Raw genomic sequence first — 24,798 nt, 5'->3', positions numbered from 1 at the left:
AATACCAATCCGCTTAATCAAGTGATCATTTTGAGGCGAGAAAATCTTGTCGATAATCCTGCTATCGCCAGGCTACCCACATTCATGTTAGCAAGACGAGAATTTTGCTATTTAACCTGAGGTTTGGGGAAGGAATGAGCTAACTCATTGCTTTTAAGCCCACATTAAATTATCCCCTTATCTAGCCAGACAGTTTTGGGGATAACAAGGGGAATTTACGCACCAATAGCTGGCTATTGGAAGTAAATTCAACGCAGTTAGCGCCAAGTTTACTCCTTCAAATTGGGCAAGTATTAAGACTAATTGATGTAATACCTTTCTGACAGCTGGTTCAGCTTATTGAAGAAGGAAATTTATGCTCGAAAGAGGAGAGTTTGATTTATGCAAACTAATGGTGGGTGTCCACACAAGCGTTTCACACAAGCGTTTGCACAAGCGGTTACTACTCTCATGCAGCTTACTGTTTATAGTGATAAGTGATCTGACTTTGTAGATGTTTAGGTTCAATATGAATAGGACGATAAAGCTGGATAGTGCCGACAATCTTTGCACCATCACTAATTGTAAGGGTTGGTATGTCTTTCTCAAGCTTAGAAGCAAGATATCCTGCATGACGATAGATCACATCACCTAAAATAGTAGCGCCGCTGGCAATTGTAATATCTCCGCTCGCGTTGATGACGCTTCCTTCAATTAGAACCGACTCACCAATCTCAATATTACCATTGGTAACTTGAATGCTCCCATATACGTGCGCTTTTTCCATCAGCATAATATTACCATTATCAATATTAACCGACTGCGCTTCACTATGCTTATCAAGCTGAACATTACCGTTAGTCACTTCTGCAGATTTAACTTTGGCCCCTTCAGCTAGCGTAATATTGCCATTTTGTAGGGATAAGTTCCCGGCTCTTTGACCACTTGCCACATTTATATTTCCAGCAAAATGGCTTAAGTCTTCACCATGAGTAGCGTTAAGATTACCTACCGAGCATGCAACCAAGTTGAAGGTAAACGCAAGCGCAAGTGGATATTGATAAAGTTTGTTGGTCATTATTTTTTCTTCTGATTATTGGTTACTAGAGCAAAGTATTAAAATAAAGTGGTGTAACTACCTAGAGCCACTAAGCAGATTTCACATAACTTTAGCATTCAAACCGAGCTCAAGAGGTGTTAGAGGCGGATAGAGTTTACATCGATAGAAGCCTACTCAGAGTGTCCTGAGTAGGCTCAAAGAGCAATGGTTATGCGTTCAAAACAGCAAGTAACCTGCCTTTTGACGTCACTATATCGGCTTTGTCAGCCTCAGCGAGATAACTGATAAGGTAAGTCTCAAGGCTGCTTTCTTCACCTTGCAGTTTTGCATCTAGCATCGCGACTTGCTCAGACATTCTCTCGCTTTGCAAGGCTTCCGGTGATGACTGATTCGTTAAAATCTCAAGTCTCAATAGCAACTGGGCGGCGTTTAGCGAGGTTTTATTATTACCTTGCCAAGAGCTAGGAATATCACCATCAGTTTCTACCGCTTCCACCAGTTCATTGAACTTTTCACGACGCTGGGAAGAAAACAGATCATCTAATTTCGACTTCACTTGTGACAATAAACGATTCTTTTCTTGCTTCAGTCCTGGCACTACAATAAATGTATTGAGTTCGTCACGAATGACAGCCAGTTCATTTTGAGTGACCGCTTCAATGACCTTGTTGTCGAACTCTGCTAGCAACTGACGCTGCTCAGCTTCCTGCGACTTCTCCTGTGCCTTTTGCTCTGCATATTGTGCACTGCGTTTTTCAAACACGGCATCATTATGGGCACGGAATGCTTTCCACAAAGTATGCTCTTGCTTAGCACCAGCAAAGCCAATTTGCTGCCACTGTTTTTGCAATGATTTCAGTAAGTCACAAGCTGCTGCTAAATCTTCAGCCTCTAGCTGCTGCTGTGCAGTTTCAACTAGCTTGGCCTTTTCAACGGCATTGGCTTGATGGAAGGCTTTAAGCTTCTCGTAAACCGCTTGATGGTGCTCACGGTAAATCGAATTCAGCTTTTGATAGACTTTGGCATCCACATTACCAGCATTTTTCCACACTTTGGCTAGGCGGTTAAATTGTGCTTCCACTTCTCGCCAGTCAATACCCTCGTTATCCAAAGTACTAAGCAGTGCTTTCACTTCTTCAATCACCGCTTCACGCGCTATTTTTGCCTGATCACGCTGTACTTCTTGCTCCGCAAAGTAAGCGCGACAAGGTACAAACAATAATTCGATTTTTTCATCAAATTGAGCTGCTTGCGCCTTTTCCTGTTCCGTTTCAACATGACCAAGTTCGTTCCAACGTGTTCTAAGTAATTTTACTTCCTCAGCACGCTTAACAGGGTCAACCGACTCCTCAGCCAGTTTGATATCAAGTTCCGTAAGCAATTCTTCACGTTTAGGTGTAGCTGCATACTTTTGCCAATCTTTAAGATCTTTTAATGCTTGAGACAAGCTTTCATGCTGGTTTTCAAGCTGCTTTTTGTAGCTTGGCGTAAGCAACTCAAACTGCTCAATAAAGCCATTAAAAACACCAAATGCCACGTTAAATCGACCCTGATCAATTAATCGTTGAACATCGCGTGCTTTCTTCTTCGCGATTTTGAGTGCTTTTTCTTGCTCATTTTTCAGCGGCTCGATAGCTGTCATAAACACTTGGCTTGCATCTGATAGCTCAGCTTTTGCTGATTTATGCAATACCTTAGGCAGTGAATCTAGTGCTTTACGCGCTGCAACATAGCGGTCTTTTTGTGCTTGCACTTGGGTATCAAGCGCTTCTAACGAAGTTGGTACTTCAACTGCCTTCAACTCTGCTAAGGCATTATTGAAGGTTTCACTTGCAGCAATAAGTGCGGGTAAATCGGCAAGATCACGCTCAATATTTTGCAGTTTTCTTGTGAACTCGCCAAGCGCTTCAACAGTGACATATTGAGGTGCAGACACTTTGCCTTTTAATACTTCACTACGCTGAACCAATGCATCGTGTGGGGCTAAGTCTAGTGTTTTACATGCAACTTCGACCGATTTTTCAATGGCCTCAAGTTCAGCAGTTAATTCCGCGACCTCTAGGGCTTCATTTTGCTTTTGCATTAACTCAGCTTGCTGCGCTTGATGTTTAACTTGTAACTCATTGAGATGACGGTTTAATTTATCTGCTACTTGTTGATACTTTGCATCTAATGCAGTTACCGTTTCAGCAGCTAACCACTTAAGCTCAATGCTTTGCCACTGTGCAAATAACTGTTGTGCTTGCACGTTCACAGTTTCATAGTTTTGCTTATCTCTTAGCGCGTTTAACTTGGCAAGCACAACTCGCGTTTGCTCAGCAACTTGAGCAGGCATTTCTTTTGCTAGTCGCTGCTGTTCCAGTGATCCAGTAAGAGAAGTCAGCGCTTCACCTTTGGCTGCTTTTAGGACACTCTTTTCAAGTGAATGCTGTGCAATCAGTTCCAACATAGCGATCTGAAGTGCTTCATCACCTTCTTTGAACGATTTTTCGATTAACGTGGCGTTCGCGAGGCGCTTAAGCAGTTTAACTTTGTTCGTTAAATCGGTCTCAATTAACGCAACTTTCTCAAGCGTTTTAGCTGGCGCATAGCGTTCAATGTATTCTTCACGAATGTTGCTCTGCAATGCGGTGTCTTGATTAATAACCGCACTCGAAATTTTCTGCTCAGCAAGCTCTTTTAGCTCGCTATCTTGCTTATAAACTTTCCACCAAAGACCAAGGTCATTTACCTTAGTAAGTACCTTTTTTCTGATCTGCGCAGACTCGTCCTCAAGTGCTAGCGTATGTAGTAAAGTTGCGTCTTTGCTTAAGTCTAACTTGTCCACTGCTTGTGAGCGAACGTCAACCTTAGGGTGTTTCCATTTCGGTGTAAAAAGGTGTTTAAAGATCATTTTCACTGAACCTAGCTATTTCATTGTCGGCTTTGAATTCTTGTTGTAATTCGCGTTTGGATTTTTGCACCATTTCACCTTTTTCGTTGATGGTGAACTGCTCATTGGACTTAGCTACTTTTGCTTGATATAGCATGACCAACTGCACGGTTTGCTCTTTTTGCGCATCACTTAGTGGCGTACCATCAGGCCACTTTCCGGTTGACGCACCGTATTGCAAACGCTCGAATACTTCAGGGGTAATATTTTGAACTAAGCTATCTACATTCATTACTACTTTTTCTTTTTCAAAATAACGAGGATGACTCGATTAATTAAGTACCAAACCGCACCAATGCCTATAGCACTTTTGCTTGCGATCATTTCAAACGAGTTAGGGTCAGGCTGCTGCCAATAGATATATAAGAATCCACCTAGTACTAGGATCAGTGCAATAAACGAGTAATTCATTACAGATTGCTGACGTTTTACACGATTTCTAGAGGCCGCTCTCTCTCTGTCTTCTTGAGAAAAGTCTGCTAAATTGGTTTCACAATGCGGGCAGGACTTATGTTTGGAGGAAATAGATTTACCGCAGCTTGGGCACTGTGCTATTGCCATCGTGTTACTTCTCCATAATACAAAAAAGGGCACCTGTGAGGCGCCCTATTCTACTACCTTTGCGAACTCTTGTCCTTACATGACAAGATAATTTTAATTAAAATTCGCTCACTGTTTGTGTTCTTTGTTGAAATCTTCCCAGTATTCTTTAACCGAAGATTTCATTTCTTTTCTGAGTAGTAAAATACCAAATAAGTTAGGTAACGTCATCACTACAATGGCCACGGCAGCCAACTTCCACACTAGTGTCGTATCAGCAAACGACGCCCAGAAGAAACCTGCAACATAGAATACGCGATACGGCATGACCGAACGACTACCAAGAAGATAGATCATCGCGCGGTCGCCATAGTATGACCATGCAATTGCCGTAGAAAACGCGAATAACAACAAACCAATCGAAACGATGTATTTACCATTTTCGCCCAAATAACCTCGGGTAAATGCTTTGGTTGTTAGCTCTGCCGAATGCACTAAAGAGTAACCAATCACACTGATGCTATTGTCTGTTGGCAAGCCGTCTTTTACTTCGACCGTTCCTGTGTACTTGTGACGCTCTGTAATACCAAAACGTACTTGCTCACCAATAGAACGCGAGTGGATCACGGTAAAGTTTTCCGTTACCGCTTTGCCCTGTACAACTTCAATCTCACCATTGAAAGGTTTGACAGTATGCTCTTTTTTACCATTCAAGTAGGCGTACAATGCATCTCGGTCTTGTTGATTCGATTCGTCATATTTACCGTCTAAGATAACCATAGACGAGCGCTCGAAATGGGTTTCGAACTTTTCGGTCCACACACCCGATGACAAAATAACCAATCCCGTCAAGGTACAGATAATGATTGTGTCAATAAACGGTTCAAGAATGGAAACCATACCTTCAGACACTGGTTCATCGGCTTTTGCCGAGGCGTGCGCGATTGGTGCTGAACCTTGACCCGCTTCGTTAGAAAACAGACCTCGGTTCACCCCACGGTTAAATGCATAAGCAAAAGAAGCCCCCAAGAAACCACCCGCTGCCGCAGAACCCGTGAAAGCATCTGTAAATACAGAAAGGAAAGAAGGAACGATATTCTCAACGTTGTAGAAGATAACGGCAAAAGAACCAAGAATATAAATCGCGGCCATTAATGGCACAACGCGAGAAGTGATAGCAGCAATGCGCTTGATACCACCAAGTATAACAAGCGCAAGTAAAACTGAAAGCACAGCGCCTGTCGCCATCGGTGCAAAACCAAAGGTCGCTTCCATGCCTTGAGCAATGTTGTTGATCTGCGGCAAGCTACCTGTACCAAATGAGCTAATCACAGTAGCAATTGCAAATAATACCGCTAACCATTTCATGTTTAGGCGGCGATCCATATAATACATAGGACCACCGGCCATGGTGCCATCATCTGTTTGTACACGATATTTATGCGATAATGTGACTTCCACAAATTTGGTTGTCATACCAAAAAAAGCAGTCATCCACATCCAAAATAATGCTGCCGGCCCACCGATTGAAATTGCCAGCGCCACCCCACCAATATTACCAGTACCAACTGTGCCAGAAAGTGCCGTTGCGAGTGCTTGGAAGTGAGTGGTATCGCCTTCTAGGCCTTTTTTATCATATTTACCAGTAACGACTTTACACGCATGTTTGAAATATCTGATCTGTGGAAATTTCAAGTAGATTGTAAAAAACAAACCTACCCCTAACAGAACATACGGGAACCAAGGTGAACCACCTAACATTCCATCTAAGCTATCTAATAAGCTGCCTAACACATCCACGAATATTCCCCTTTATTGTTGTTATTACACCCTGTCGAGGTGCTCTACCTTATTATTTTTAAATATTATTTTGTTGTTCTTTTAAACGCACAAAAATAAACGGGTAATCAATATGGTGATTACCCGTCTTTAAGCTTATCTTAAGTCGTCAACCACATTTAAGATTGCAGCTAAGGTGTCTTGACCAAACTGATATGAACGTCGGTCTGACCAGCCGAAGTAAGGATCCGGCAGATTTGCATTATCCTTAAACGGCATTTCAACGGTATAAGCCAACGCTTTGAACGCTTCACCAACTGCACACGAAGCAACGGTAAGGTTTGCTTCACCCGGTGCATCTTTATCGTAACCAAATTCATCTTGGAACTCAGGTGTAATAGTTAACAGTGCCGCTTTGAAAGATTCTTCCAAACGCTGTAGGCGTTCATCATAGCTCGGAATACCTTCACTGCCCGCAACGAAGTTATACGGTAGTGCTTCATCACCATGAATATCGAGGTACATATCCAGCCCAGTTTCGTGCATTTTGTTTAATACATAATAAACTTCAGGTGAGTTCTCAAGTGTTGGCGTTTGCCATTCACGGTTAAGGTTTACGCCTTTTGCATTAGTGCGAAGATGACCACGAACGCTGCCGTCCGGATTCATATTTGGTACGACATAAAATACCGCTTTCGATAACAATGCCGCAGCATGTGGGTCTTCGTCATCCAATAGTTTGTGAAGCAAACCTTCAACAAACCATTCTGCCATCGTTTCACCTGGGTGCTGGCGCGCCGTGATCCAAATCTTTTTCTTCTCATCTGACGGCTCACCAATAGTGAGTAAGCTCATATCACGGCCATCAAGCGTTTGACCTAGCGTCTCTACAACGCACGCATCATGGGCTTGAGCCCAGTAGACTAGGTCTAAATGGCGCTCATAACTATAAGGCGCAAAATAAGCAAAGTAGGTGTGCGCACATTCAGGCTCAAAATCGATAGTTAATGTGCCATTCTCATAACGGGTTGGCACACGGAACCAAGTTTGACGATCGTAAGATGCAACCGCATGATAGTCATCCCAACCTTCTGGGTAGGCTGAGTTTAGTAGTTGATTGATATGAATTTTGTGCTCTAAAAAAGGCGTAGACTCAAGTCTAAAGTGAAACCATTGAAAAAAGTCAGACTCATTGTCTTTATTGATTTCTAGTTGAATATCTGCAGGTGATTCTGCTTTTACCACCTTGATATTACCACTATCGAAATTACTCGTAATGCGCATAGGTTTCCCTAAATAAGTTAAAAACTGCTGTGTAAATACACTGTTACCATACTCAACTATGCTTCAGTCGAGAATTATATTAAACCTCAAAGAGAGGTAATACTGTGCCTGTCTTTGCACAAAGTTGAGGTGTAACTTTTTGTTAGCTAATTGTAGCTGACCTATCTTTGCAAGCCTACCACAACCAATTTGTTTCAAAAACTAAAAAAGCCAGCTGGTGCTGGCTTTTTATCGTAAATTTCGTGTTAGCGAGGTAGGCTCGGGAATTTTACTTCCGCCATGTCTTGCATTACACGTACAACCTGACAGCTGTAACCAAACTCGTTATCGTACCATACGTAAAGTACTACACGGTCGCCATCAACGATGGTTGCTTTTGAGTCAACCACACCTGCATAACGGCTACCCACAAGGTCAGTAGACACGATTTCTGTTGATGCAGTGTAGTCAATCTGGTCACGTAGCTCAGAGTAAAGTGAAGACTCACGAAGGAATTCATTTAGCTCTTCAGCAGTTGTTTCTTTACCTAGATTTAGGTTAAGAATTGCCATTGATACGTTTGGTGTTGGTACACGGATTGCGTTACCAGTTAGTTTACCAGCAAGCTCAGGCAGTGCTTTAGCAACCGCTTTCGCAGCACCGGTTGAAGTAATAACCATGTTCAATGCTGCACTACGACCACGACGCTCAGCTTTGTGGTAGTTGTCGATCAAGTTTTGGTCATTGGTGTAAGAGTGAACCGTTTCAACATGACCGTTTTTAATACCAAACTTGTCGTTAAGTGCTTTTAATACCGGTGTGATTGCGTTAGTTGTACAGCTCGCTGCAGACACAATCTTGTCTTCAGACTGAATGTCTGAGTTGTTAACACCATAAACGATGTTTTTGATGTCGCCTTTAGCTGGTGCTGTAAGTAATACTTTAGACGCACCGATTGACTTAAGGTGTTTACCTAAGCCATCTTCGTCTTTCCAAACACCTGTATTATCTACGATAAGTGCGTTTTCAATACCGTATTTTGTGTAATCCACTTCTTCAGGTGAGTTTGCGTAGATAACTTGAATGTAGTTACCGTTTGCTTTAATCGCACCTTTTTCATGGTCTACTGTGATTGAACCATTGAAAGGACCATGAATTGAGTCACGGCGCAATAAACTTGCACGTTTCTCAAGATCACCATCGCGGCCACCGCGAACAACGATTGCACGTAGGCGTAAATCAGCGTGAGAGCCGCCACGTTCGATAAGTAGGCGTGCTAATAAACGGCCAATGCGACCAAAACCATAAAGAACGACGTCACGAGGTTCTGGACGTGTGCCTTGGTTTAGTAATTCTGCAAGTTCTGCATTTAAAAACTCTTCGATTGAGCGGCCTTCACCTGCATTTTTATAAATGTAGGCATAAGCTAGCTTACCAAGGTCAACACGACCTGGTGCTAATTCCATTTTGCTGATCACTTCTAAGAATGGAAAGCTTTCACGAAGACGTAGTTTACGCTCTTCAAAACGTGCTACTGTTTTGTGTGCTTTGATAACATCAATGGTGCTTGCGCTTACAAGAGGACGACCGTATACAGAGATTTCAACGCCTTTGTTACGGTATAGACGACCGATTAGGGGTTGCATGCTTTCTGCATAATCTTGACGCTCTTGCCAGCTGTTTTGATATTCTTGCTCGTGAGATAAGGTCATTTTTTCTGCCTAATAAACAATTTTCTTTGAACGGATAGCCCGAATGGGCACGGCTATTCTAATTTAAACTGCCGTGATTCTCCACTGTTACCGAACAATTCATTGCGTTAAACTAGTAAACTATTAGCTCTACCCTGTTTATTCGGGCGTAACCCCCTATAATTATAAAAAATCATTGAGGTCAAACTATGGCGTTTAAAAAGTCGCTAGTTTTTGCAGCGTTACTACTTGCTGGTTGCGACGACACCCTAACCTTGAACCAAGTGTGTAGCGAAACGCCTGGTTTTTGTGAAGACTTAAATAAAGACAGTCACTGTAAAGACGAACGTGCGTCGCTTATCTACGCGCGCTATCACGAATACAAGTCTCCGACGGACGAAAACAAATATGACTTGTTGCAAAATTTAGAAAGCTACAACCAATGTGTTTCTCGCGCTGCCAAAATTGAGCACATCAAGTTAAAAGAAAAAACCACGTCACGAGTGGAAGGTCATCTCACTGCATTAAAAGAAATGACACGTATTTATAATGAAACAAAAGGCAGTAACCACCCAGGCCTACTTTATTATCATTGGTCTCGTAACAGTGATCGCACAGCAATGAACAAGCTTTTGAACATGCAGGATGACCCTAGAGTTCAAAACGATCCCGAAATTCAGCTTTTCCTCGCAGAGTTTTACGCCAAAGTAGATGACGATAAAACCGTTGATATTCTCTACCGCGTATTAGAACTAAATAAGAGAGGCCATACCCCTAACCCAGAAGTCTATTCATCTTTAGTCAGTATTTTCTACAAACACGAAAAGTATAAGCACGCATATACTTTTGCCAGAGTGGCTCAACTTTCTGGGGTTGAAGATATCGATATTATTCCAGTGACAAACCAACTGGCTTCAATGGGAAAAGATTTAGCCAACTTAGATTCATTGGCGCAACGAACTTACGAGAGCATTCAAGCTGGGGAGTTCGTTTCCCCTCGTGATTTCTGAGTCTTGTTATCAAAATAAAAACGGGAAGCCTATGCTTCCCGTTTTTGAAAATAAATGATCACTATTTTGCCAGTGCAACGTTAATAAATACCGCGGTCATTAAGATTGGGCAAACAAATCTAACGTACTGAGCAAACCAGTAATGTGCACCACGGGATTCTAAGTGGAGCTGATTACCGCGCTTCCAAACCCAGCCAACAGTAATAAAGTAGAACAGCCCCATCAATGGTAGCTGATATTGCGTGAATAGACTGATCACCAATTCGAACAACCAATCAAAGTTTAGAATAATCGTGCTCGATGCTAATAAGATAACTAGCGTAACCAACCAAGTCGCTTGTTTACGTTTAAAGCCATGGTTTTCCACCAAGAAAGATACCGGAATTTCTGTTGAAGAAATGGTAGAAGTTACCGACGCAATAGACATAAGCACAAAGAAAGTCAGGCTAACCAATAATCCCATTTCACCCATATTGGCAAATAGCTCGGGTAAAATGGCAAAAATCAACCGGCCTTCACCGATTAATTTGCCGTCTTGAAATACTTGAACACCATTTTGCTGCGCAACGAATATTGCAGGGATAATAAGTAAACCGGCCAAAAATGCGACACTAGTGTCTAGCATTGCAACACTAAACGTAAGCTTAGGTAGATTTTCATTCGGTTTTAAGTACGAGCCATAAATCATCATGCAGCCCACACCCAACGACAACGAAAAGAACGCCTGCCCCATCGCCGCGATGATCAAATCAGGATCGCTAATTTTTGAAAAGTCCGGAACTAAATACGTTCTAAACCCTTCTGCTGCGCCGTCTAATGTCGCCATATAACCAATAAGACAGAGCAGTAATACCAGTAACAACGGCATAAGTCTGCGCGACCAAGCTTCTATGCCTGATTTTACGCCTTTAAGAATAATGCTCGCAGTCAAAATTAACATCAATGGCGTAAAGATAAAGTTTCTCAGCATTGAGTCACCGCTAAGAAACTGATGTGCAGCATCTAGTTCAGCCATTTGCGCAAGAGGATCAAGTGCATGAGACAGCATCCATCCAGCCACAATGGAATAAAAGCTGAGCATCACGATAGCACCAGCAAGGCCGATATACCCCGCCGCGGCTCCTATTTTCGGATTACCTTCACGCCAGGCTGTCTTAAGTGCTTTAACTGGATTTGCTTGTGCCTGATGGCCTAAGTACAATTCTGTGTAAAGTGCAGGTAATGCGAGTAAGAAAATTACCGCAAAATAAACCAGTAAAAATGCACCGCCACCGTGGTTTGCAGCTTGTGTGGGAAATCCCCAAATATTACCAAGTCCAACAGCCGCACCAGCTGCTGCTAACACAAAGCCAAGTCGGCTTTGAAATCCATCGCGCGTATGAGCCATGTCTGTAATCAATCATTATTTTTGTAGACGGCCGATTATACGTACTTCCGCTAAAAATGCGAGAGGTTCGAGCCGTGCCTCAGAAACTCGAGTTGGGCGTCTCTAGAAAGTCCATTTCTTCTTCTGTTGAATCGCGATTGAGTATTTCGTTTCGATGGGGATATCGGCCAAATCTATCGATAATTTTTTTATGCGCGACTTCAAAATCATAATTGGGCAGGTCGCGAAAATAATGATCAGCGGCACGATGGATGATGCGACTTTCGCTATGCATCATAGGTAGGTATAAAAACATCAATTCAGTATCATTGAGCTGGCGGTGATAGCCCTTTTCGATGGCGTGTTGGGTGAGGCTCAGCGCCAAAGGATCACTGGCAAACGCCTCTGGAGTGTCTCTGAATATATTGCGTGAAAACTGATCTAAGATAATGATTTCGCACAGCGCGCCAAGTGGTGTTGCTCTCCAGCTCGAAAGCTCACCTTGGTGCGCCATTTGGTGCAAAATACCGAAGCGATTTTTTATTATGCGATCAAAGTCCGCAGACTTCTTCCACCAATCTGATTCAGTGCATTCAACAAACCAGAATTCGTAGACGTCTTTATAATTCATGATGGCACTCCTAGGGAAAAACAAACTTGATGGTCAGCAGACCCTAACCGTTATAAACAAAGTGCCACCCATCACTCAATAATGCAACTTTTTTATTAGTTCCGAATGGGCAATAAATTCACTTATGCAACCTCTAGTAATTTAGCATGAATTGACTGCACGACCTGATCTGACTCCTGCTGCTCAACTAAAAAGCACAGATTGTGCTTGCTCGCACCATGGCATATCAATCGAATATTAAACTCTGACAACACATCCATCAGGTTAAGTTGGCACTTCTTCAACTGGATCTCAGAACCTATCATGGCCACCAAAGTAAGATTATTTTCAACGGTCACATGACAAAACTCGCCAAGTTCATCCAAACAAGCTTGTTCTAGCTCTGGTCGAGAAGCATTCGGCGCATTATCCAGCGTAAGTGCAACACTAATTTCCGAAGTCGTTACCAAGTCAACCGATATATTGTAATTGCTTAAAATGGTGAAGATACGAGCCAAAAAGCCGCTAGCAAGAAGCATTTCAGGGCTCTTTAACGTCAATAGTATTTGGTTTTTACGTTGTGTCACTGCACGAATGCCTGCTTGCGCCGTTTTCTCTTTTTCAATCCAAGTGCCACCCGCTTGCGGATCACGGCTTGAACCAACAAATACTGAAATACCTTTACGACTCGCTGGCAATATAGTTGCGGGATGTAACACCTTGGCACCAAATGTCGCCATTTCGGCCGCTTCATCAAAACTCAAACGAGGAATAGGTCTAGCCTTTACACACAAACGCGGATCGGTACTGAAAATACCAACAACATCGGTCCAAATATGCACACTTGACGCGTCAATTGCCTCTGCTAACAATGCAGCACTATAATCAGAACCGCCACGACCAAGCGTGGTCGTCTGGCCGTATTGGTCACTACCAATAAACCCTTGCGTCACCTGCACTGTGTCGCCAAGTAGCGCGACCAAATTGGTTTGCGCAGCTTCACGCGTAGCTGCAACATTTGGATTCGCTTTTCCAAATTGGTTATCTGTTTTAAGCACTTTACGTACATCAAAGCGCGACGCCTGGACCTGATTATTACGTAGTATTTGGGTAAACAAATAAGAAGAAAAACGTTCGCCAAAGCTCAACATTTCATCGCATTGCTGTCTGCCAAGTGCTGGTAAACTCGCAAGGCTTTCAAATTCACTGAAAGTTTGCTTGTAACCCTCTGCAAGATCAGCATCCAAAGACACTTGATCGATAATCGCTTGCTGTATGTTTTCAACCGCTGCAACAACTGCTTTGCGCCCGGCTTCATCTTCCTTTTGTTGGGTTAGCGTCACCAGGTGATTGGTTACGCCAGCACATGCACTCACAACCACCACTCGAACATTTGGGTTGTCACGAACAATGTGGGCACAACGAGACATAGCTTCAAAGTCAGCGACACTGGTACCGCCAAATTTGGCTACAACATACTGCGAATTCATTTTCTCTCCTCTCGACTGTTGGCACAGTCAAATTTTATAAGGAGAACTCGGCATGGGATTTCTAGAAAGACGAACGCTTGAAATGACCTTTGCCAGAAGCTCTCCACCAATACGGTGACAGTTCCGAGGATTCAGCCTCGTAAACCGAAGAATCGTTGCGACGAGCAACTTTTCTCCTCGGCGAATACTTCCCTCACTAGTGGTCATTGGTCTCGTCACCTCACACTAACTACCTAAGCATCGCGCCTCTTCTGTTTATTTTGCCTTTGTTAATCTGAATAAAAACAAAATAAAAGCCCGCAATCAATGCGGGCGATGTAAGAAAATTATCTTTTAGCCGTCTAGGTGTCAAGTTATTTATGAAAAACTTATTCCAAAGCGGTAAAAAATTAAATCCATTGGTCTTAAATAAGCTGACCCGCGAAATACGCACCACTATATCCAATGGTATATGCGATAAGCAGGTAGATACTCATTTTAAGATAGCTTGAGAAAGTTAAGGCTTTAACCTTGCTCATTGCAATGATCCCCGCTGCAGAACCAATGATAAGCATAGAGCCACCAACGCCAGTCGCATAAGTAAAGGTTAGCCATTGCGCTGGAGTCATCGTAATGTCTGCTTTTAATAGCGCCGCCGTCAACGGCACGTTATCTACCGCCGCACTCATTAAACCGACCAAGTAATTTGCGTATTCCGGCGCAAGATGCAGATATAAATCGGTAAACTTAGACAGTACACCGACCTCTTTCAACGCACCAACTAATAACAGCACACCCACAAAGAACAATAAGGTGTCGTATTCAATTTCACGGATATAGTCGATGATTTTCTTATTAACGTCTTTCTTGCGCATCAAGAATTGCGCCATTAAGAACATCAAAGACAAGCCAAATAAGAAAGTTAGCATCGGCGGTACATGGTATTGCACGCTTAAGAATAACGTGGCAAAAATGGTTGATAAAAAGATAAGCGCAATGGTGATATCAGTCTTTTCAATTCTGCGTAATTCAGCCTTTTCAAAGGTGATCTTATCATTCATGCCGATTGACAGCATCGCAGCTAAGATAAATACGCTAAAAATAGAGGGGGCTATTAGTAAAAGCAGATCAGGGATAGTCACTTTATCGGCTAGAAATATCATCAAGGTGGTTACATCACCGGTGATCAATGATACCCCACCGGAGTTAACACTGAAGATGATTAACGTCGCATATCTAATTAGCTTTTTCGGGTCTAATTTCAAAGACATGACTACAGCTAATGAAATAAGCGTCGCGGTGATGTTATCCGATATTGACGAAAATACGAATGCAAAAGCACCGACCAAAAACATTAGCTTGCGTTCGCTAATATGGGTTGGCATGATCCGGTGAACAATATTTTGGATAAACCCTTTTGAGTTCAAATAGGCCACAAACGTCATGGCAGCCATTAAGAACAGCCAAAGCGTCGCGATTTCCAAAATGTTATGGTCTAGCTCAATTTGTACAATTTCTGGGCTTTGACCATGAATTGGAGAGATAAAGGCGATAATCCAACATAAAGTACCAAAAAAAAGCGTTGTTTTGGCCTTGTTTACGTGAATAATATCTTCTATAACGATGAGTATAAAAGCGATGGCAATCAGGGTTAGAATAATGGGCGTGACCATAATGCGTAAACAACCTGTAATTAAATGTAACAAGGGGTGGGTTCGTTTTCGCGGCGGATTCTAGCACCATCACAGTCCCCATGCTACGTACGATAAACATTTTGTGACAAATTGATGAAGTAGTGATGTAACTTAGCTACTACACACTGGAAAGTTATGATCCCAGCAAAAAAATTATTAAATACGATAAATGAACACTGGAGCGTACTCGAGCTACTTTTTAAACGATTTAAGCTCGCAGATTTCAGTCTAAAAGATGTACAAAACATCCTAAAACAGAAAAACCCTAGCTGGTCGAGTGAACGAATTTATAAAGAAACCAATCGATTACTCCAACAAGAAATTATTATCCCTTTAGCTAAATCTTCACAGTTAGAAATCAACCGTGCCATCGCTGACTTCGCCAGCTTTCTTTTACAAGAAGAGAGCCTTGGTTTAGCGGAAGAGATCACGGTGCTGGTAAAAGACTTAGAAAGATTAGGTAATCGCATCGCACAAGCTGGTGAAGAAGCTGACTACTCTGAGCTACGCCGTTTTAGCCGCATTATGGACGAACGCGTTCGTAAAATTGTTAAGCTGTTCGAGCATAACGAAAGCGCTATCATGAACTTGGTTGAACAAGCAAAGTCTGACACTTCAACGCTGTCTCTTGGCATGAGATATAAAGCGGTATTGGAAGCGTTTGACGAATATATCGAACCTATGCTGGAAATGGTCGATATTCATGGCCCATTCCAACGCTGCTTTGATCAAATAGAGCTTCAGGTCAGTGAACAAATTGACGAGATTGAACAATTAGGCCGTGGTGCTGCAGACAAACGTATGCTGGAGCAGCTCAGAACACGCATTTTAGATATGCACCTCATTGGTAGAGAAAGTCTAAGCCGCAGCGCCGACCTACTTATGCCGTTAAGAGAAGAGCTACGCCGCAATACACTCATTACACGCCAAGCCTCTAAAGTCCTTGGACAAATTAGAAAGCGCGGCGTTGACCGTTTACTCTCACCAGTTCAACCAGAATTTGTGTCAGACATTCAACGTTTCAACCTCGGGCAAAAGCGTCACATGGTCGCTTATATGGCAAGTCTCGTTGAGTTTGAGCATGAAGAATATCAGCTGCCCGATCACGACGATGTGCCAGCTTATCAAAGCCCTAACATTCCAGATTACAACTCGGTAAAAACGAGATTTCAACAAACCGGTAAAAAGCGCCAGGCACTATTGGGCTTTTTAAGCGATAGCTACCCAGATCTCGAAGCAGACGAAATGCTGTTTCTTTATCAAAAGCTGATCAACGAATCTGACTTGGCACTTAGCCAAGAGCAACAAAAGAGTAAGATCACTATCGCATCGCATACCTTCTCTTTATATCCATTTAGTGCCAAAGCAAAACAAGATTAGCATTATGACGACAATTAACTTAGACATGCTCAATGAACTCCAAGCCATTAATAAAAAACTGGTGAGCGGGTATCATATCAGTGAGCAAGACACTACCCTTTGGCAAGAATTAGATCAGCAAATTGATAGCTATCAAGCGCTATTTTCAGCTTTAGGCCATGACTTACAGCACGATGCCCGTGGCTTTTACTATTTGGCAAGCGATGAAAGCACGCCAAATATGGGGAAAATTTCCCGCGCGATTGCCCTAACCATTTATATTTTGATTGAGCACTATGCCAACCAAGGTAAAGATCCGCTTCGCGTACTATTTGATGAAAGCTGCGATTTAGAGCTAATGCAAACCATAGTACAGCTCAATAAGCATCTTTTTGACCAGTTGGAAATATTTTCGGGCTCTGATCTCAGAAAAGACGTGTTTTTACGTATGGTGAGACTGGGTCTAGCCCGTGAGGTTGAGCAAGGCTTCATGCTACTTGCACCGATTTATCGCTACATTGACGCGCTAATGGAAGTAAACGAAGAACAATATGATATTGAGGACGAGCTATGAGCGAGCAGTTGTACGGCTTAAGTAAACTAGCATTATTAAATACCGCCGGATACGCTAAGTGTGTCATTCCTCTGGATAAAAGCGCGTCTATCTGCGCTCCGAATAACACTGGTAAAAGCTCGGTGATCAATGCGCTGCAGTTTCCACTGATCAACGATTTAAGACTGACTGAATGGGATGGTCACGATTTAGAAGAAACGCGTAAGTTTTACTTCTCTTCTGATCAATCCTATATTTTGCTGGAAGCCAACCTCCCCCACGGCGATGTGGTCATTGGCGTTGCGGGGCTGGGTAAAATCGCCGGTTACGCGCACCAGTTTTTTTGCTATCAAGGCAAACTGAATCTTGATGATTACACTCAAGGTAAAAGTATCATCAAGTACACTAAGCTATTTAATCACTTACAGGAAAAACAACTTAAGCCTGTAGAGCTAAAAGCACAAGAACTTAATGCCTTGCTCACAGGTGGCGCCACCCCATTTGATGGTGATATCAACCTGAAGATGATCCCACTGAATAATGTCCAAGATGCGCCTGTATACAAAGAAATATTCCGTCGTATTCTGAATCTGCACAAACTCGGCGCACAGGACGTAAAGCGCTTTATGCTCAAGGTGTTCGAACGCCATATGTCGAACTCGAAAGTCGACTTTTATGAAGTCTGGCGTCGCGCTTTCGATAAGGTCAACCGTGCGCGCCGTGAACTAAATGCGCTGGAGTCGATGCAAGAGCCAATTTCAGCCCTTGAGAAAATGCTTGAAAATGAAGCGGTATTAAAAGGTAAACTGGCGGCTTACGCCCCGAAACTCGATTTAGCTTTGGTTGAATATGATAACTATCACAACGAGCAAATTGCAGAGCTGGCAACACAGCTAGAAGACATCGAAGCCGAAAAGCGCGAATTTGAGTCTAAGCAGCAGCTGTACGTCCAGCAATCTCGCGATATCGAGCGTAAGCAAACCCAAATAGAGCAATGGTTTACCGATTTCCACGCGTTAAAGCGTGAATTTGAACTGACTAATCATGCAACGCTTAAAACCAATTTAACGCTGTTGAAAAAGGAATATGAGCAGCTTTCCTTCTCTATTAATAGTGCACAGGGGCAAAGTCTCCATACCCTTGATTTTCGCATCAACGAAACGCAAAAGCAGATTAAGAGTTTAAAACTGCAACTCAAGAACCTTGAGTTCAACCTGTTTACTCGTATGCGTGAAGATCTTTCTTTAAAAGAAGTGGAAGAGATCTCACGGATCTTGAATCCAGATCTATTATCGTTTTCAACCACTTCTCAAGGTGAAATTGATATTACCGACGAAGATGCCTTTGGCGCATTTTTGGAGTCGCTATCGAAGTCAGTTCAAGGTGGTGAGCTTAAAGTACCAGGCGCTACCGTTAAGTTGAAAAAACTGAGTCCAGTACAAATGCAAAGCGGTGAGAACAAAGCCCAACTGCAAGCACAGCAGGAGTCACTACAACAGTCGCTTAACGACTTAAAGCAGCAGCGTGAAGTAGCTGCAAACGTCGCTGAAAAGCAAAAAGAACGTGATGCGCTTTATGATGAACTCATGGCAACAGAAGCGGCCATGAAACGCTTTGAGCAGTATCAAACCATGTTGCAATCGGTCGATGCTCAACAAGCACTAAAAGAGCAACTAGAGATGGAACGAGAGCAAGTTGATGAATATTTACATGATATTCAACGTAATGCAGGTTCGATTTCAGACCGCCGCTCTATCATCAAAAGCAAGCAAGACTTGTTGGTGCGCCAAGCCGACCGCCTAAAGCAAGTGAAGTCAGAACGTATCGACCACACACTAGACCTATATTCGGGTAAGCTGGCACCGTACGAAATCGAAATTAACCTAGATTTTGATAACCTCTCTGAAGTGATCCACCAATTTAATAAAGATTGTAATGAGCTTAGAAACTTAGACGTTAATGTGCGTAATACCTACTTGCATATCTACAATGCTGGGATCACTAAGTTTGAAAACGAGTCAGACGTTACTATTAAGTATCAAAAGCTGATCAGTGCGTATCATAACTTAGATAACGAACGAGATGCCGTCGATAAACAAGCACGAGTGGCACTCACTGAAGTGGCCGCAACCATTAAAGGACTGCGTCAAGACTTAGACCGCTTACGCCGAGAGATGAACAGCTTTAACAAAGGCATAAGCCAGCATCGTATCTCTAACTTGCAGGCATTCAAAATCAATGTCATCCCTCGTAAAATGCTAGTTGATAGCATAGATACCATTATTAGCACTTCAGATTTATATGAAAAAGGCGAAAGCTTAGACTTACTTAGTGAACAGCCTAGTTCAGAAAAGTCTGTTAATGAGGCGAAAGATCACATCATCAAACTAGCAAGTGATAAAGCGGGATTGACGTTAACCGATCTCTTTGACATTCGCTTTGAAGTGGTCAACCGCGCAGGTGACACCGAGCACTTTGATAAAATTGACTCGGCCGGCTCAAACGGTACGCGGATCACTATCAAGCTTTTATGTGGCATGCTATTTATCCGCTATCTGTTATCTGATCAAGAGCAAGCAATGTATCGTATCCCGATTTACATCGATGAAGCCGCAGATATCGACCCACAAAACCAAAAGGCTATTATCGAAACCGCACTAAGCTTTGGGTTTGTACCAATTTTTGCATCGGTGAAACCACAGATCAGCTGTGACTACTTGGTGCCGATCCGCAGTGTCGCACAAGGTAGCCAAAACTGGGTGGATGAAAAAGACTGGATAGAAGTGGAACATTAATCCCAAGTTAATGTCTTAGACACAATTATTAAAGGATGCTTGTCTCTACCATTTAACGCCTTAACACGTTAAGGTAGAGCAAACATCCGACTAAGGAGTAAAGACACATGTTTAAGAATATTGTTATCGCCACTTTGGTGCTGATGTTAGCGGCCTGCGCCAAAACCCCTGATTGGGATTATGATAAGTCTGTACAATTCGCTAACTACAAAACCTATGCTTGGTCACCCGAAGCGGACCTAAAAAATAATGGTCGTGAATACCAGGTCAATGACTTAATGGAAAAGCGGATCCGCAGTGCAATTCAAAACGAAATGAGCAAACAAGGTTTCACTCTCACCGATCCGCAATCGGCTGACTTACTGGTTAACTATCACGCATCAGTTGATACAAAAATTGAATCTGACTCACTTCACACCACGTATGGTGCGCGTTGGAACTACTGGGGTATTGGCTGGCAAACACAGACCACAACACGTGAATATGAAGTAGGTACGCTAGTACTCGATATGATAGACAAAGCGTCTAATCAGCTAGTTTGGCGTGGTGCAAAAGAAGGTCGCTTACGTAGCAACCAATCACCTGATCAAAGAACAGCATCAATTAACAAAACCATTTCGGAGTTGCTGGCTAACTTCCCACCACAGCCACAACATTAAGCGAAAACCGGATCAAGCCTTGGCTTGATCCGAATTCCTCATCACTATTTTGAAGGTGAACAGTCTTAAGGTGAATAAGTCTTAATTTTATCTGTCAGGGCTTAATCAAATCCGACTTTCGCATAAGTGCCAAACTCAGCCGTTCAACTTCATATCTTAAATCCAATAACGATAACGGGTGCTCATCCAACTCGTATTTGGACAGAAATGTTTTAGGTCGTCGGCTGTATTAGGCGAATTTCGCATAAAAATTTCTATGGGTTAACGCCTTGCTCACCGGAAAATGGGAGCACAGCGACCAATTTGTCCGTGTGCAGCAAATTGTTAGATGCTGACAGACTATTTGCCTTCAGTTTGAGCATCGTCACCCTTGTCCTTCATAGCCTCTGCCTCATTCTTCTCTCTAAGGTTATCTATCGAACTTTCGATTTTTAAAGCACTTTCAAAGATAGCAGATGTAAGTGACTCCAGATTATCATTTGTTCTCTTATCAAGCCCGACAATGCTTTTTTCAATCGCCTCGGAATAACTAGCTATTGCTCGTACATTATCATCGATGTGCGAATAGGCGTTTAATAACTCAAGGTGTCTTTCAGCGGCTTGGCTGCTCTCAACAGAGTCTTTAGACCAAGTAACTATCAGAATAATAAATCCACTTAACCCGACTGTTGCTGTGTATTTAGCTATTTCTCTGAAAAATACGGTCGCCCTTCTCTTATGTAGCGTTTTGTTTGCGACGTATTCTTTGAAATTACGAAGGTAAAATACCGCCAGCTTTTGAAAGACGCTCGGCCTACCATCCAAGCATGTTGACTCCATATAGGCCTGAAACATTTCCCAATGCCACTTTGATTTGCGCTTAAGCTCAGTCGGATTTTTAATCTTACTCAGAAGAATAAAGTCTTCAGGGTGATGGAAATTCTCCGAGGCTGCCGGGCTCAGTGTACATAATACTTGCCCATCATCCGTTCGCTGATACGAAAGTGTGGCCCCATGTGCTGTTTCCAATTTTTCGATCTTTTGGAAGTTGGTTCCCATTGTTGTTGTTGAATCAAATGGTCGTTTGCCATAGAACACGTCTACGATTTTCTTGTTCAGCCCGCCATGCCTTCCACCCGGACTGACGTAGAAAGAATACAAGCCATCCAAACGAACACTACTCTCAGAGGCCTTCGAATACGCCTCGAATAGGTCTTTTGAATCTTCGTAAAACTCGTCGAATTTTTTATATCGTTCTGCACGATCAGTCATAAAACTCTCATTTGCATCTAACGCCGCGCTTTGCGGCTGCTTTGAAGCGCTAGCGGAAAAGCAGTCCGACAACAGCGCTTTGTTAGGGCTGGCTTAGTCTTCCGGCCACTCAACATTCTTATTGCTGCCAAATGGGCAAAAGACTCCCTGAGCATTCTTCTTGAAGTATCGATCACTTATTTGCTCAATACAGTCAAGAAAGCTCTTAATGTGCTCGGCTTTGCATCTGCCTTTTCTATTAATTTGCAGAGCGAAATCTAGCAACTGCGATCCAGAATCAATTTGATCTAAGTCTATTTCATATGGAGAGTTTTCATGAAACCAAACTGTTATAGTTTTCGTACTTTCATTGTAGCTAACTGGCTTATGATTCAGTTTATCAAATAATCTATTCCCTGAATCAAAGCTCGTATATTCATTATTTCTGACCAATCTTAGAACCTCCTCAAGAAGCTCTCTGTCAGATCTCACTTCTCCCAGAACTCTATCTGACGAATCCTGAGTTAAAATTGTATTCAACTCCTTCTCTAGGTCAGGCCACCACTTCTCAAATATATTGTCGAGCGTCTTTTCATTAATACGGTTCTCTCCTAATGCATCGTTAATAGCTCCGATTAACTTCCTCATATCATCCTTAGCAAATTGCGTTGCTTGAAACTGGACTAATGGGCCGGATAAATCTGTTGGTTTTAAGTCTAAAAGGATTGGGCATACGTGTGCCGAACCAACGTTTTTAGATAGAGCACCAGCTTCAAACAAAATCCACGGGGCATTGAGGTTATCTCGCGTCACTAAAATTATCCCAAACTGAGATGCATCTAGCTTGCCTGCGATATCATTGGACCAGCGCTGTCCTTTATCGATATCTTTAGGCGTGTAATAAGGTGTAACTGCCTGAATTACGCTAGGCAGCCAGTCTCGTAGAACCTCTGCTGATTTTCTACTTTTTTCCCCTGACCAGCTTATAAAAACTTCCATTGCTTAATCCTACTCTGGTGTGAAATATGTGCCCTAACGCTGCGCTCAGCCGCCGTAGGCCGGAGGTCGGTTGCAGCGCCTTGTTACATGACTGTTTCGATTAAAATGAGATCTCTGCTTTTTGCCCAACCGTAGATGAAATCTTTAATTTCTTGGACACGAGGTACAGGAGATTCTTTACCGCAGCGAATTGAAAATGTGTGACCATGATAGGTAAGCCAGCTAGCAAGGCCAAGCTCATCAAAATATGAGCAATCATGGTCGTCGTGACCTGGGTTGAGCCATTGGGTGTAGCAAGTGTACTCATTCTCAAAGAAGTAATTGAATGTTTCTTTTGAGCTTTCTATATATTGAACAGAACAAAGAACAATTCTTGGGTTTTCTTCAGTTATCAGTTCACTGACATGTTTTTCACGTTCTTCAGGCGAACCACTGACCAGAAACACCTCGACGTATTCACTCTCTGATAGATAAAGCCTTCGATTCCTTGTTCCGGTTTTTACTGTCTTATCAAAGAGTGTATTCCATGTTGTCGTTTTACCAGAATTTCTATTCCCTAAAACGGATACAACTAATTTCTCGAGCATATTGACTCCATACTTCGAAATTTGGGTGGCATGTAACGCCACGTTAAGGGGCGAGTGGCAGTTGGCTAAAATGTGTAGCGGAGCGAAACCGAGCCAACTGTTACGAGTCCCGCTTGAACGACTTGTTAGATTATTTTTTTGTGCCTATTACTGCTGATAGAATTTCTTTTACTGTTTGAGTATCACTTTTGTTAACCTCGATTTCAGAAGTAGTCTCGCCCTTTTTAAGTATTCTATTACGTTCTGTTTTCGATAAATCACTAACAATCGATTTTACACTATCCATATCATTAGCAAGCATCGCCGCGTCGAGAGCTATAAATTTACTTTCAAGATTAGTTATTTCATTTTGATAATATTTGGAGTCACTTAGGTTTTCTCTATATAACCGAAGAAAAAAGAAAGCAAATATTTCAATAAATATAACTACCGAAATTCTAGGCAAATAATGCATTAGCAAATTGATAGTGTCAGTAGCTTGAATAGGAGAGAGAATGGTATATATAAGTAATGCCGCAGCCCCAGCAGTAGTTAACGTACCAATAGCAAGGTTATTTGCAGCTCGTCTAGCTAAGCGTTCTAGCTCAAAAGTTAATCTGGACTTTGCTTCTTCTGACTTCTCTCTAATTGCTTTTACAGCTATATCACCAAAAATTTTAGACGAATATTTATTTTCTATTTCTTCCAAGATCGTAGTACTTATGTTTTTATCAACGACCGCGCTAATGGATTCTGCAAGTCTTGTATTTCCTTCTTCGCCTAGATTAATTGATAGCTCATTTAATTTTGCAATTTCTGCTCGAACTAATTCAAAATTACTTTCTAAAAACTTAGGATTTTCAATTCGCCTTAATTCCCTATTGAATTTCAGAAAATTCCGAGTCAAATCATCATTAGTTACAACTCTTTTTGAACCCCTGAGATATGAATAGAGAGTAATAAAAGCACCAATCGCAATGAACATAATTCCTGCAATAATTAAATAGATTTGATGCTCAGGTTGAACATAGGTAGGACCAGTAGTAGTTAACATTGCACCAATAATCATCACTAAGGCTGGCCCACCTGTTTCACTAAGGAGCTTAGCCATAGGAGATGAATTCTTTTCCTTAACTTCCATATTACCTCGATACTTAAATAATCTAACGAGCCTGTAGAATAACTCGTTTCAAATTTGTTTTTGTAATCAACAAACGATAACTGAGTTCCTATTTTGATTCAAT

General features: G+C 42.3%; 20 protein-coding genes and 1 riboswitch. Of the genes, 5 read left to right on the top strand and 15 right to left on the bottom strand.

From position 1 onward, the window contains the following. Window positions 1–457: 457 nt before the first annotated feature. The 7 genes from EXT48_RS05955 to EXT48_RS05925 all read right to left on the bottom strand — a co-directional run bounded on the left by EXT48_RS05955 (window position 458) and on the right by EXT48_RS05925 (window position 9,265). Window positions 458–1,057, bottom strand: coding sequence for a polymer-forming cytoskeletal protein (locus EXT48_RS05955; protein ID WP_102056630.1), 600 nt, complete (start codon window positions 1,055–1,057; stop codon window positions 458–460). 190 nt (window positions 1,058–1,247) lie between these two features. After that, window positions 1,248–3,932: a DUF349 domain-containing protein gene (locus EXT48_RS05950; RefSeq protein ID WP_130163860.1), complete on the bottom strand. Its 2,685-nt coding sequence runs from the start codon at window positions 3,930–3,932 to the stop codon at window positions 1,248–1,250. Beyond that, complete coding sequence (locus EXT48_RS05945) at window positions 3,922–4,203, bottom strand: YeaC family protein (protein WP_010371878.1); 282 nt, start codon at window positions 4,201–4,203, stop codon at window positions 3,922–3,924. The genes EXT48_RS05950 and EXT48_RS05945 overlap by 11 nt, the downstream gene beginning before the upstream one ends. 2 nt (window positions 4,204–4,205) lie before the next feature. Continuing rightward, window positions 4,206–4,532: a hypothetical protein gene (locus tag EXT48_RS05940; RefSeq protein ID WP_017219280.1), complete on the bottom strand. Its 327-nt coding sequence runs from the start codon at window positions 4,530–4,532 to the stop codon at window positions 4,206–4,208. 108 nt (window positions 4,533–4,640) lie between these two features. Continuing rightward, a complete protein-coding gene (locus tag EXT48_RS05935) occupies window positions 4,641–6,311 on the bottom strand; it encodes a sodium:alanine symporter family protein (protein WP_045988709.1) in 1,671 nt (556 codons plus the stop codon). Between the two features lie 135 nt (window positions 6,312–6,446). Beyond that, window positions 6,447–7,574: a M14-type cytosolic carboxypeptidase gene (locus EXT48_RS05930; protein ID WP_017219278.1), complete on the bottom strand. Its 1,128-nt coding sequence runs from the start codon at window positions 7,572–7,574 to the stop codon at window positions 6,447–6,449. 245 nt (window positions 7,575–7,819) lie between these two features. Beyond that, the gene (locus EXT48_RS05925) at window positions 7,820–9,265 is read right to left on the bottom strand and encodes a glyceraldehyde-3-phosphate dehydrogenase (RefSeq protein ID WP_045988707.1); all 1,446 of its coding nucleotides are present in this window, start codon (window positions 9,263–9,265) and stop codon (window positions 7,820–7,822) included. A gap of 188 nt (window positions 9,266–9,453) precedes the next feature. Between EXT48_RS05925 and EXT48_RS05920 the strand changes: the two genes are divergently transcribed. Continuing rightward, window positions 9,454–10,254: a DUF2989 domain-containing protein gene (locus tag EXT48_RS05920; protein WP_095727874.1), complete on the top strand. Its 801-nt coding sequence runs from the start codon at window positions 9,454–9,456 to the stop codon at window positions 10,252–10,254. Between the two features lie 61 nt (window positions 10,255–10,315). On the opposite strand, the gene EXT48_RS05915 is transcribed toward EXT48_RS05920, so the two are convergent. From EXT48_RS05915 to nhaD, 4 genes are all read right to left on the bottom strand, one after another. Next, window positions 10,316–11,641 carry a sodium-dependent transporter gene (locus EXT48_RS05915; RefSeq protein WP_130163859.1) on the bottom strand — a complete coding sequence of 442 codons (1,326 nt, stop codon included), beginning with the start codon at window positions 11,639–11,641 and terminating at the stop codon, window positions 10,316–10,318. Window positions 11,642–11,720: 79 nt separating this feature from the next. Next, window positions 11,721–12,251 (bottom strand): DUF924 family protein, encoded by a 531-nt coding sequence (locus EXT48_RS05910; protein WP_010604514.1) that lies wholly within the window; start codon window positions 12,249–12,251, stop codon window positions 11,721–11,723. Window positions 12,252–12,373: 122 nt separating this feature from the next. Next, on the bottom strand, window positions 12,374–13,720 hold the full coding sequence (gene lysC / locus EXT48_RS05905; protein WP_130163858.1) for a lysine-sensitive aspartokinase 3: 1,347 nt from the start codon (window positions 13,718–13,720) through the stop codon (window positions 12,374–12,376). 88 nt (window positions 13,721–13,808) lie between these two features. Further along, window positions 13,809–13,979: riboswitch (Lysine riboswitch) on the bottom strand. A gap of 145 nt (window positions 13,980–14,124) precedes the next feature. Continuing rightward, window positions 14,125–15,372 (bottom strand): sodium:proton antiporter NhaD, encoded by a 1,248-nt coding sequence (nhaD, locus tag EXT48_RS05900; protein ID WP_010371900.1) that lies wholly within the window; start codon window positions 15,370–15,372, stop codon window positions 14,125–14,127. Between the two features lie 156 nt (window positions 15,373–15,528). Here nhaD and EXT48_RS05895 point away from each other — a divergent pair, with 156 nt between their 5' ends. The 4 genes from EXT48_RS05895 (at window position 15,529) to EXT48_RS05880 (ending at window position 20,759) form a co-directional block, all read left to right on the top strand. Then, the gene (locus tag EXT48_RS05895) at window positions 15,529–16,773 is read left to right on the top strand and encodes a hypothetical protein (protein ID WP_010604512.1); all 1,245 of its coding nucleotides are present in this window, start codon (window positions 15,529–15,531) and stop codon (window positions 16,771–16,773) included. A gap of 4 nt (window positions 16,774–16,777) precedes the next feature. Beyond that, window positions 16,778–17,326, top strand: a complete 549-nt coding sequence (locus EXT48_RS05890) for a hypothetical protein (RefSeq protein ID WP_010371906.1) — start codon at window positions 16,778–16,780, stop codon at window positions 17,324–17,326. Further along, window positions 17,323–20,100 (top strand): ATPase, encoded by a 2,778-nt coding sequence (locus EXT48_RS05885; protein ID WP_130163857.1) that lies wholly within the window; start codon window positions 17,323–17,325, stop codon window positions 20,098–20,100. The genes EXT48_RS05890 and EXT48_RS05885 overlap by 4 nt, the downstream gene beginning before the upstream one ends. 107 nt (window positions 20,101–20,207) lie before the next feature. Next, window positions 20,208–20,759 carry a DUF4136 domain-containing protein gene (locus tag EXT48_RS05880; protein WP_010371911.1) on the top strand — a complete coding sequence of 184 codons (552 nt, stop codon included), beginning with the start codon at window positions 20,208–20,210 and terminating at the stop codon, window positions 20,757–20,759. A gap of 339 nt (window positions 20,760–21,098) precedes the next feature. Here the strand turns inward: EXT48_RS05880 and EXT48_RS05875 are convergent, their stop codons facing one another. The 4 genes from EXT48_RS05875 to EXT48_RS05860 all read right to left on the bottom strand — a co-directional run bounded on the left by EXT48_RS05875 (window position 21,099) and on the right by EXT48_RS05860 (window position 24,695). Beyond that, on the bottom strand, window positions 21,099–22,010 hold the full coding sequence (locus tag EXT48_RS05875) for a hypothetical protein (protein WP_130163856.1): 912 nt from the start codon (window positions 22,008–22,010) through the stop codon (window positions 21,099–21,101). 93 nt (window positions 22,011–22,103) lie between these two features. Continuing rightward, window positions 22,104–22,988: a TIR domain-containing protein gene (locus tag EXT48_RS05870; protein ID WP_130163855.1), complete on the bottom strand. Its 885-nt coding sequence runs from the start codon at window positions 22,986–22,988 to the stop codon at window positions 22,104–22,106. 83 nt (window positions 22,989–23,071) lie between these two features. After that, window positions 23,072–23,575 (bottom strand): hypothetical protein, encoded by a 504-nt coding sequence (locus EXT48_RS05865; protein ID WP_130163854.1) that lies wholly within the window; start codon window positions 23,573–23,575, stop codon window positions 23,072–23,074. Window positions 23,576–23,705: 130 nt separating this feature from the next. Continuing rightward, window positions 23,706–24,695, bottom strand: a complete 990-nt coding sequence (locus EXT48_RS05860) for a hypothetical protein (RefSeq protein WP_130163853.1) — start codon at window positions 24,693–24,695, stop codon at window positions 23,706–23,708. Window positions 24,696–24,798 lie beyond the last annotated feature (103 nt).

It is taken from the genome of Pseudoalteromonas sp. CO348, from assembly GCF_004208845.1.
GTDB lineage: Bacteria > Pseudomonadota > Gammaproteobacteria > Enterobacterales > Alteromonadaceae > Pseudoalteromonas > Pseudoalteromonas maricaloris.
This window is presented reverse-complemented; position numbering and strand designations above follow the sequence as displayed.

Excerpts from the sequence above, each read along its gene's own strand:
- EXT48_RS05945 (WP_010371878.1), bottom strand. The coding sequence starts at position 4,203 with ATGAATGTAGATAGCTTAGTTCAAAATATTACCCCTGAAGTATTCGAG.
- EXT48_RS05890 (WP_010371906.1), top strand. The coding sequence starts at position 16,778 with ATGACGACAATTAACTTAGACATGCTCAATGAACTCCAAGCCATTAAT.
- EXT48_RS05915 (WP_130163859.1), bottom strand. The coding sequence starts at position 11,641 with ATGGCTCATACGCGCGATGGATTTCAAAGCCGACTTGGCTTTGTGTTA.
- EXT48_RS05865 (WP_130163854.1), bottom strand. The coding sequence starts at position 23,575 with ATGCTCGAGAAATTAGTTGTATCCGTTTTAGGGAATAGAAATTCTGGT.
- EXT48_RS05870 (WP_130163855.1), bottom strand. The coding sequence starts at position 22,988 with ATGGAAGTTTTTATAAGCTGGTCAGGGGAAAAAAGTAGAAAATCAGCA.
- EXT48_RS05875 (WP_130163856.1), bottom strand. The coding sequence starts at position 22,010 with ATGACTGATCGTGCAGAACGATATAAAAAATTCGACGAGTTTTACGAA.
- EXT48_RS05930 (WP_017219278.1), bottom strand. The coding sequence starts at position 7,574 with ATGCGCATTACGAGTAATTTCGATAGTGGTAATATCAAGGTGGTAAAA.
- EXT48_RS05955 (WP_102056630.1), bottom strand. The coding sequence starts at position 1,057 with ATGACCAACAAACTTTATCAATATCCACTTGCGCTTGCGTTTACCTTC.
- nhaD (WP_010371900.1), bottom strand. The coding sequence starts at position 15,372 with ATGGTCACGCCCATTATTCTAACCCTGATTGCCATCGCTTTTATACTC.
- EXT48_RS05920 (WP_095727874.1), top strand. The coding sequence starts at position 9,454 with ATGGCGTTTAAAAAGTCGCTAGTTTTTGCAGCGTTACTACTTGCTGGT.
- EXT48_RS05885 (WP_130163857.1), top strand. The coding sequence starts at position 17,323 with ATGAGCGAGCAGTTGTACGGCTTAAGTAAACTAGCATTATTAAATACC.
- EXT48_RS05880 (WP_010371911.1), top strand. The coding sequence starts at position 20,208 with ATGTTTAAGAATATTGTTATCGCCACTTTGGTGCTGATGTTAGCGGCC.
- lysC (WP_130163858.1), bottom strand. The coding sequence starts at position 13,720 with ATGAATTCGCAGTATGTTGTAGCCAAATTTGGCGGTACCAGTGTCGCT.
- EXT48_RS05925 (WP_045988707.1), bottom strand. The coding sequence starts at position 9,265 with ATGACCTTATCTCACGAGCAAGAATATCAAAACAGCTGGCAAGAGCGT.
- EXT48_RS05895 (WP_010604512.1), top strand. The coding sequence starts at position 15,529 with ATGATCCCAGCAAAAAAATTATTAAATACGATAAATGAACACTGGAGC.
- EXT48_RS05940 (WP_017219280.1), bottom strand. The coding sequence starts at position 4,532 with ATGGCAATAGCACAGTGCCCAAGCTGCGGTAAATCTATTTCCTCCAAA.
- EXT48_RS05860 (WP_130163853.1), bottom strand. The coding sequence starts at position 24,695 with ATGGAAGTTAAGGAAAAGAATTCATCTCCTATGGCTAAGCTCCTTAGT.
- EXT48_RS05950 (WP_130163860.1), bottom strand. The coding sequence starts at position 3,932 with ATGATCTTTAAACACCTTTTTACACCGAAATGGAAACACCCTAAGGTT.
- EXT48_RS05910 (WP_010604514.1), bottom strand. The coding sequence starts at position 12,251 with ATGAATTATAAAGACGTCTACGAATTCTGGTTTGTTGAATGCACTGAA.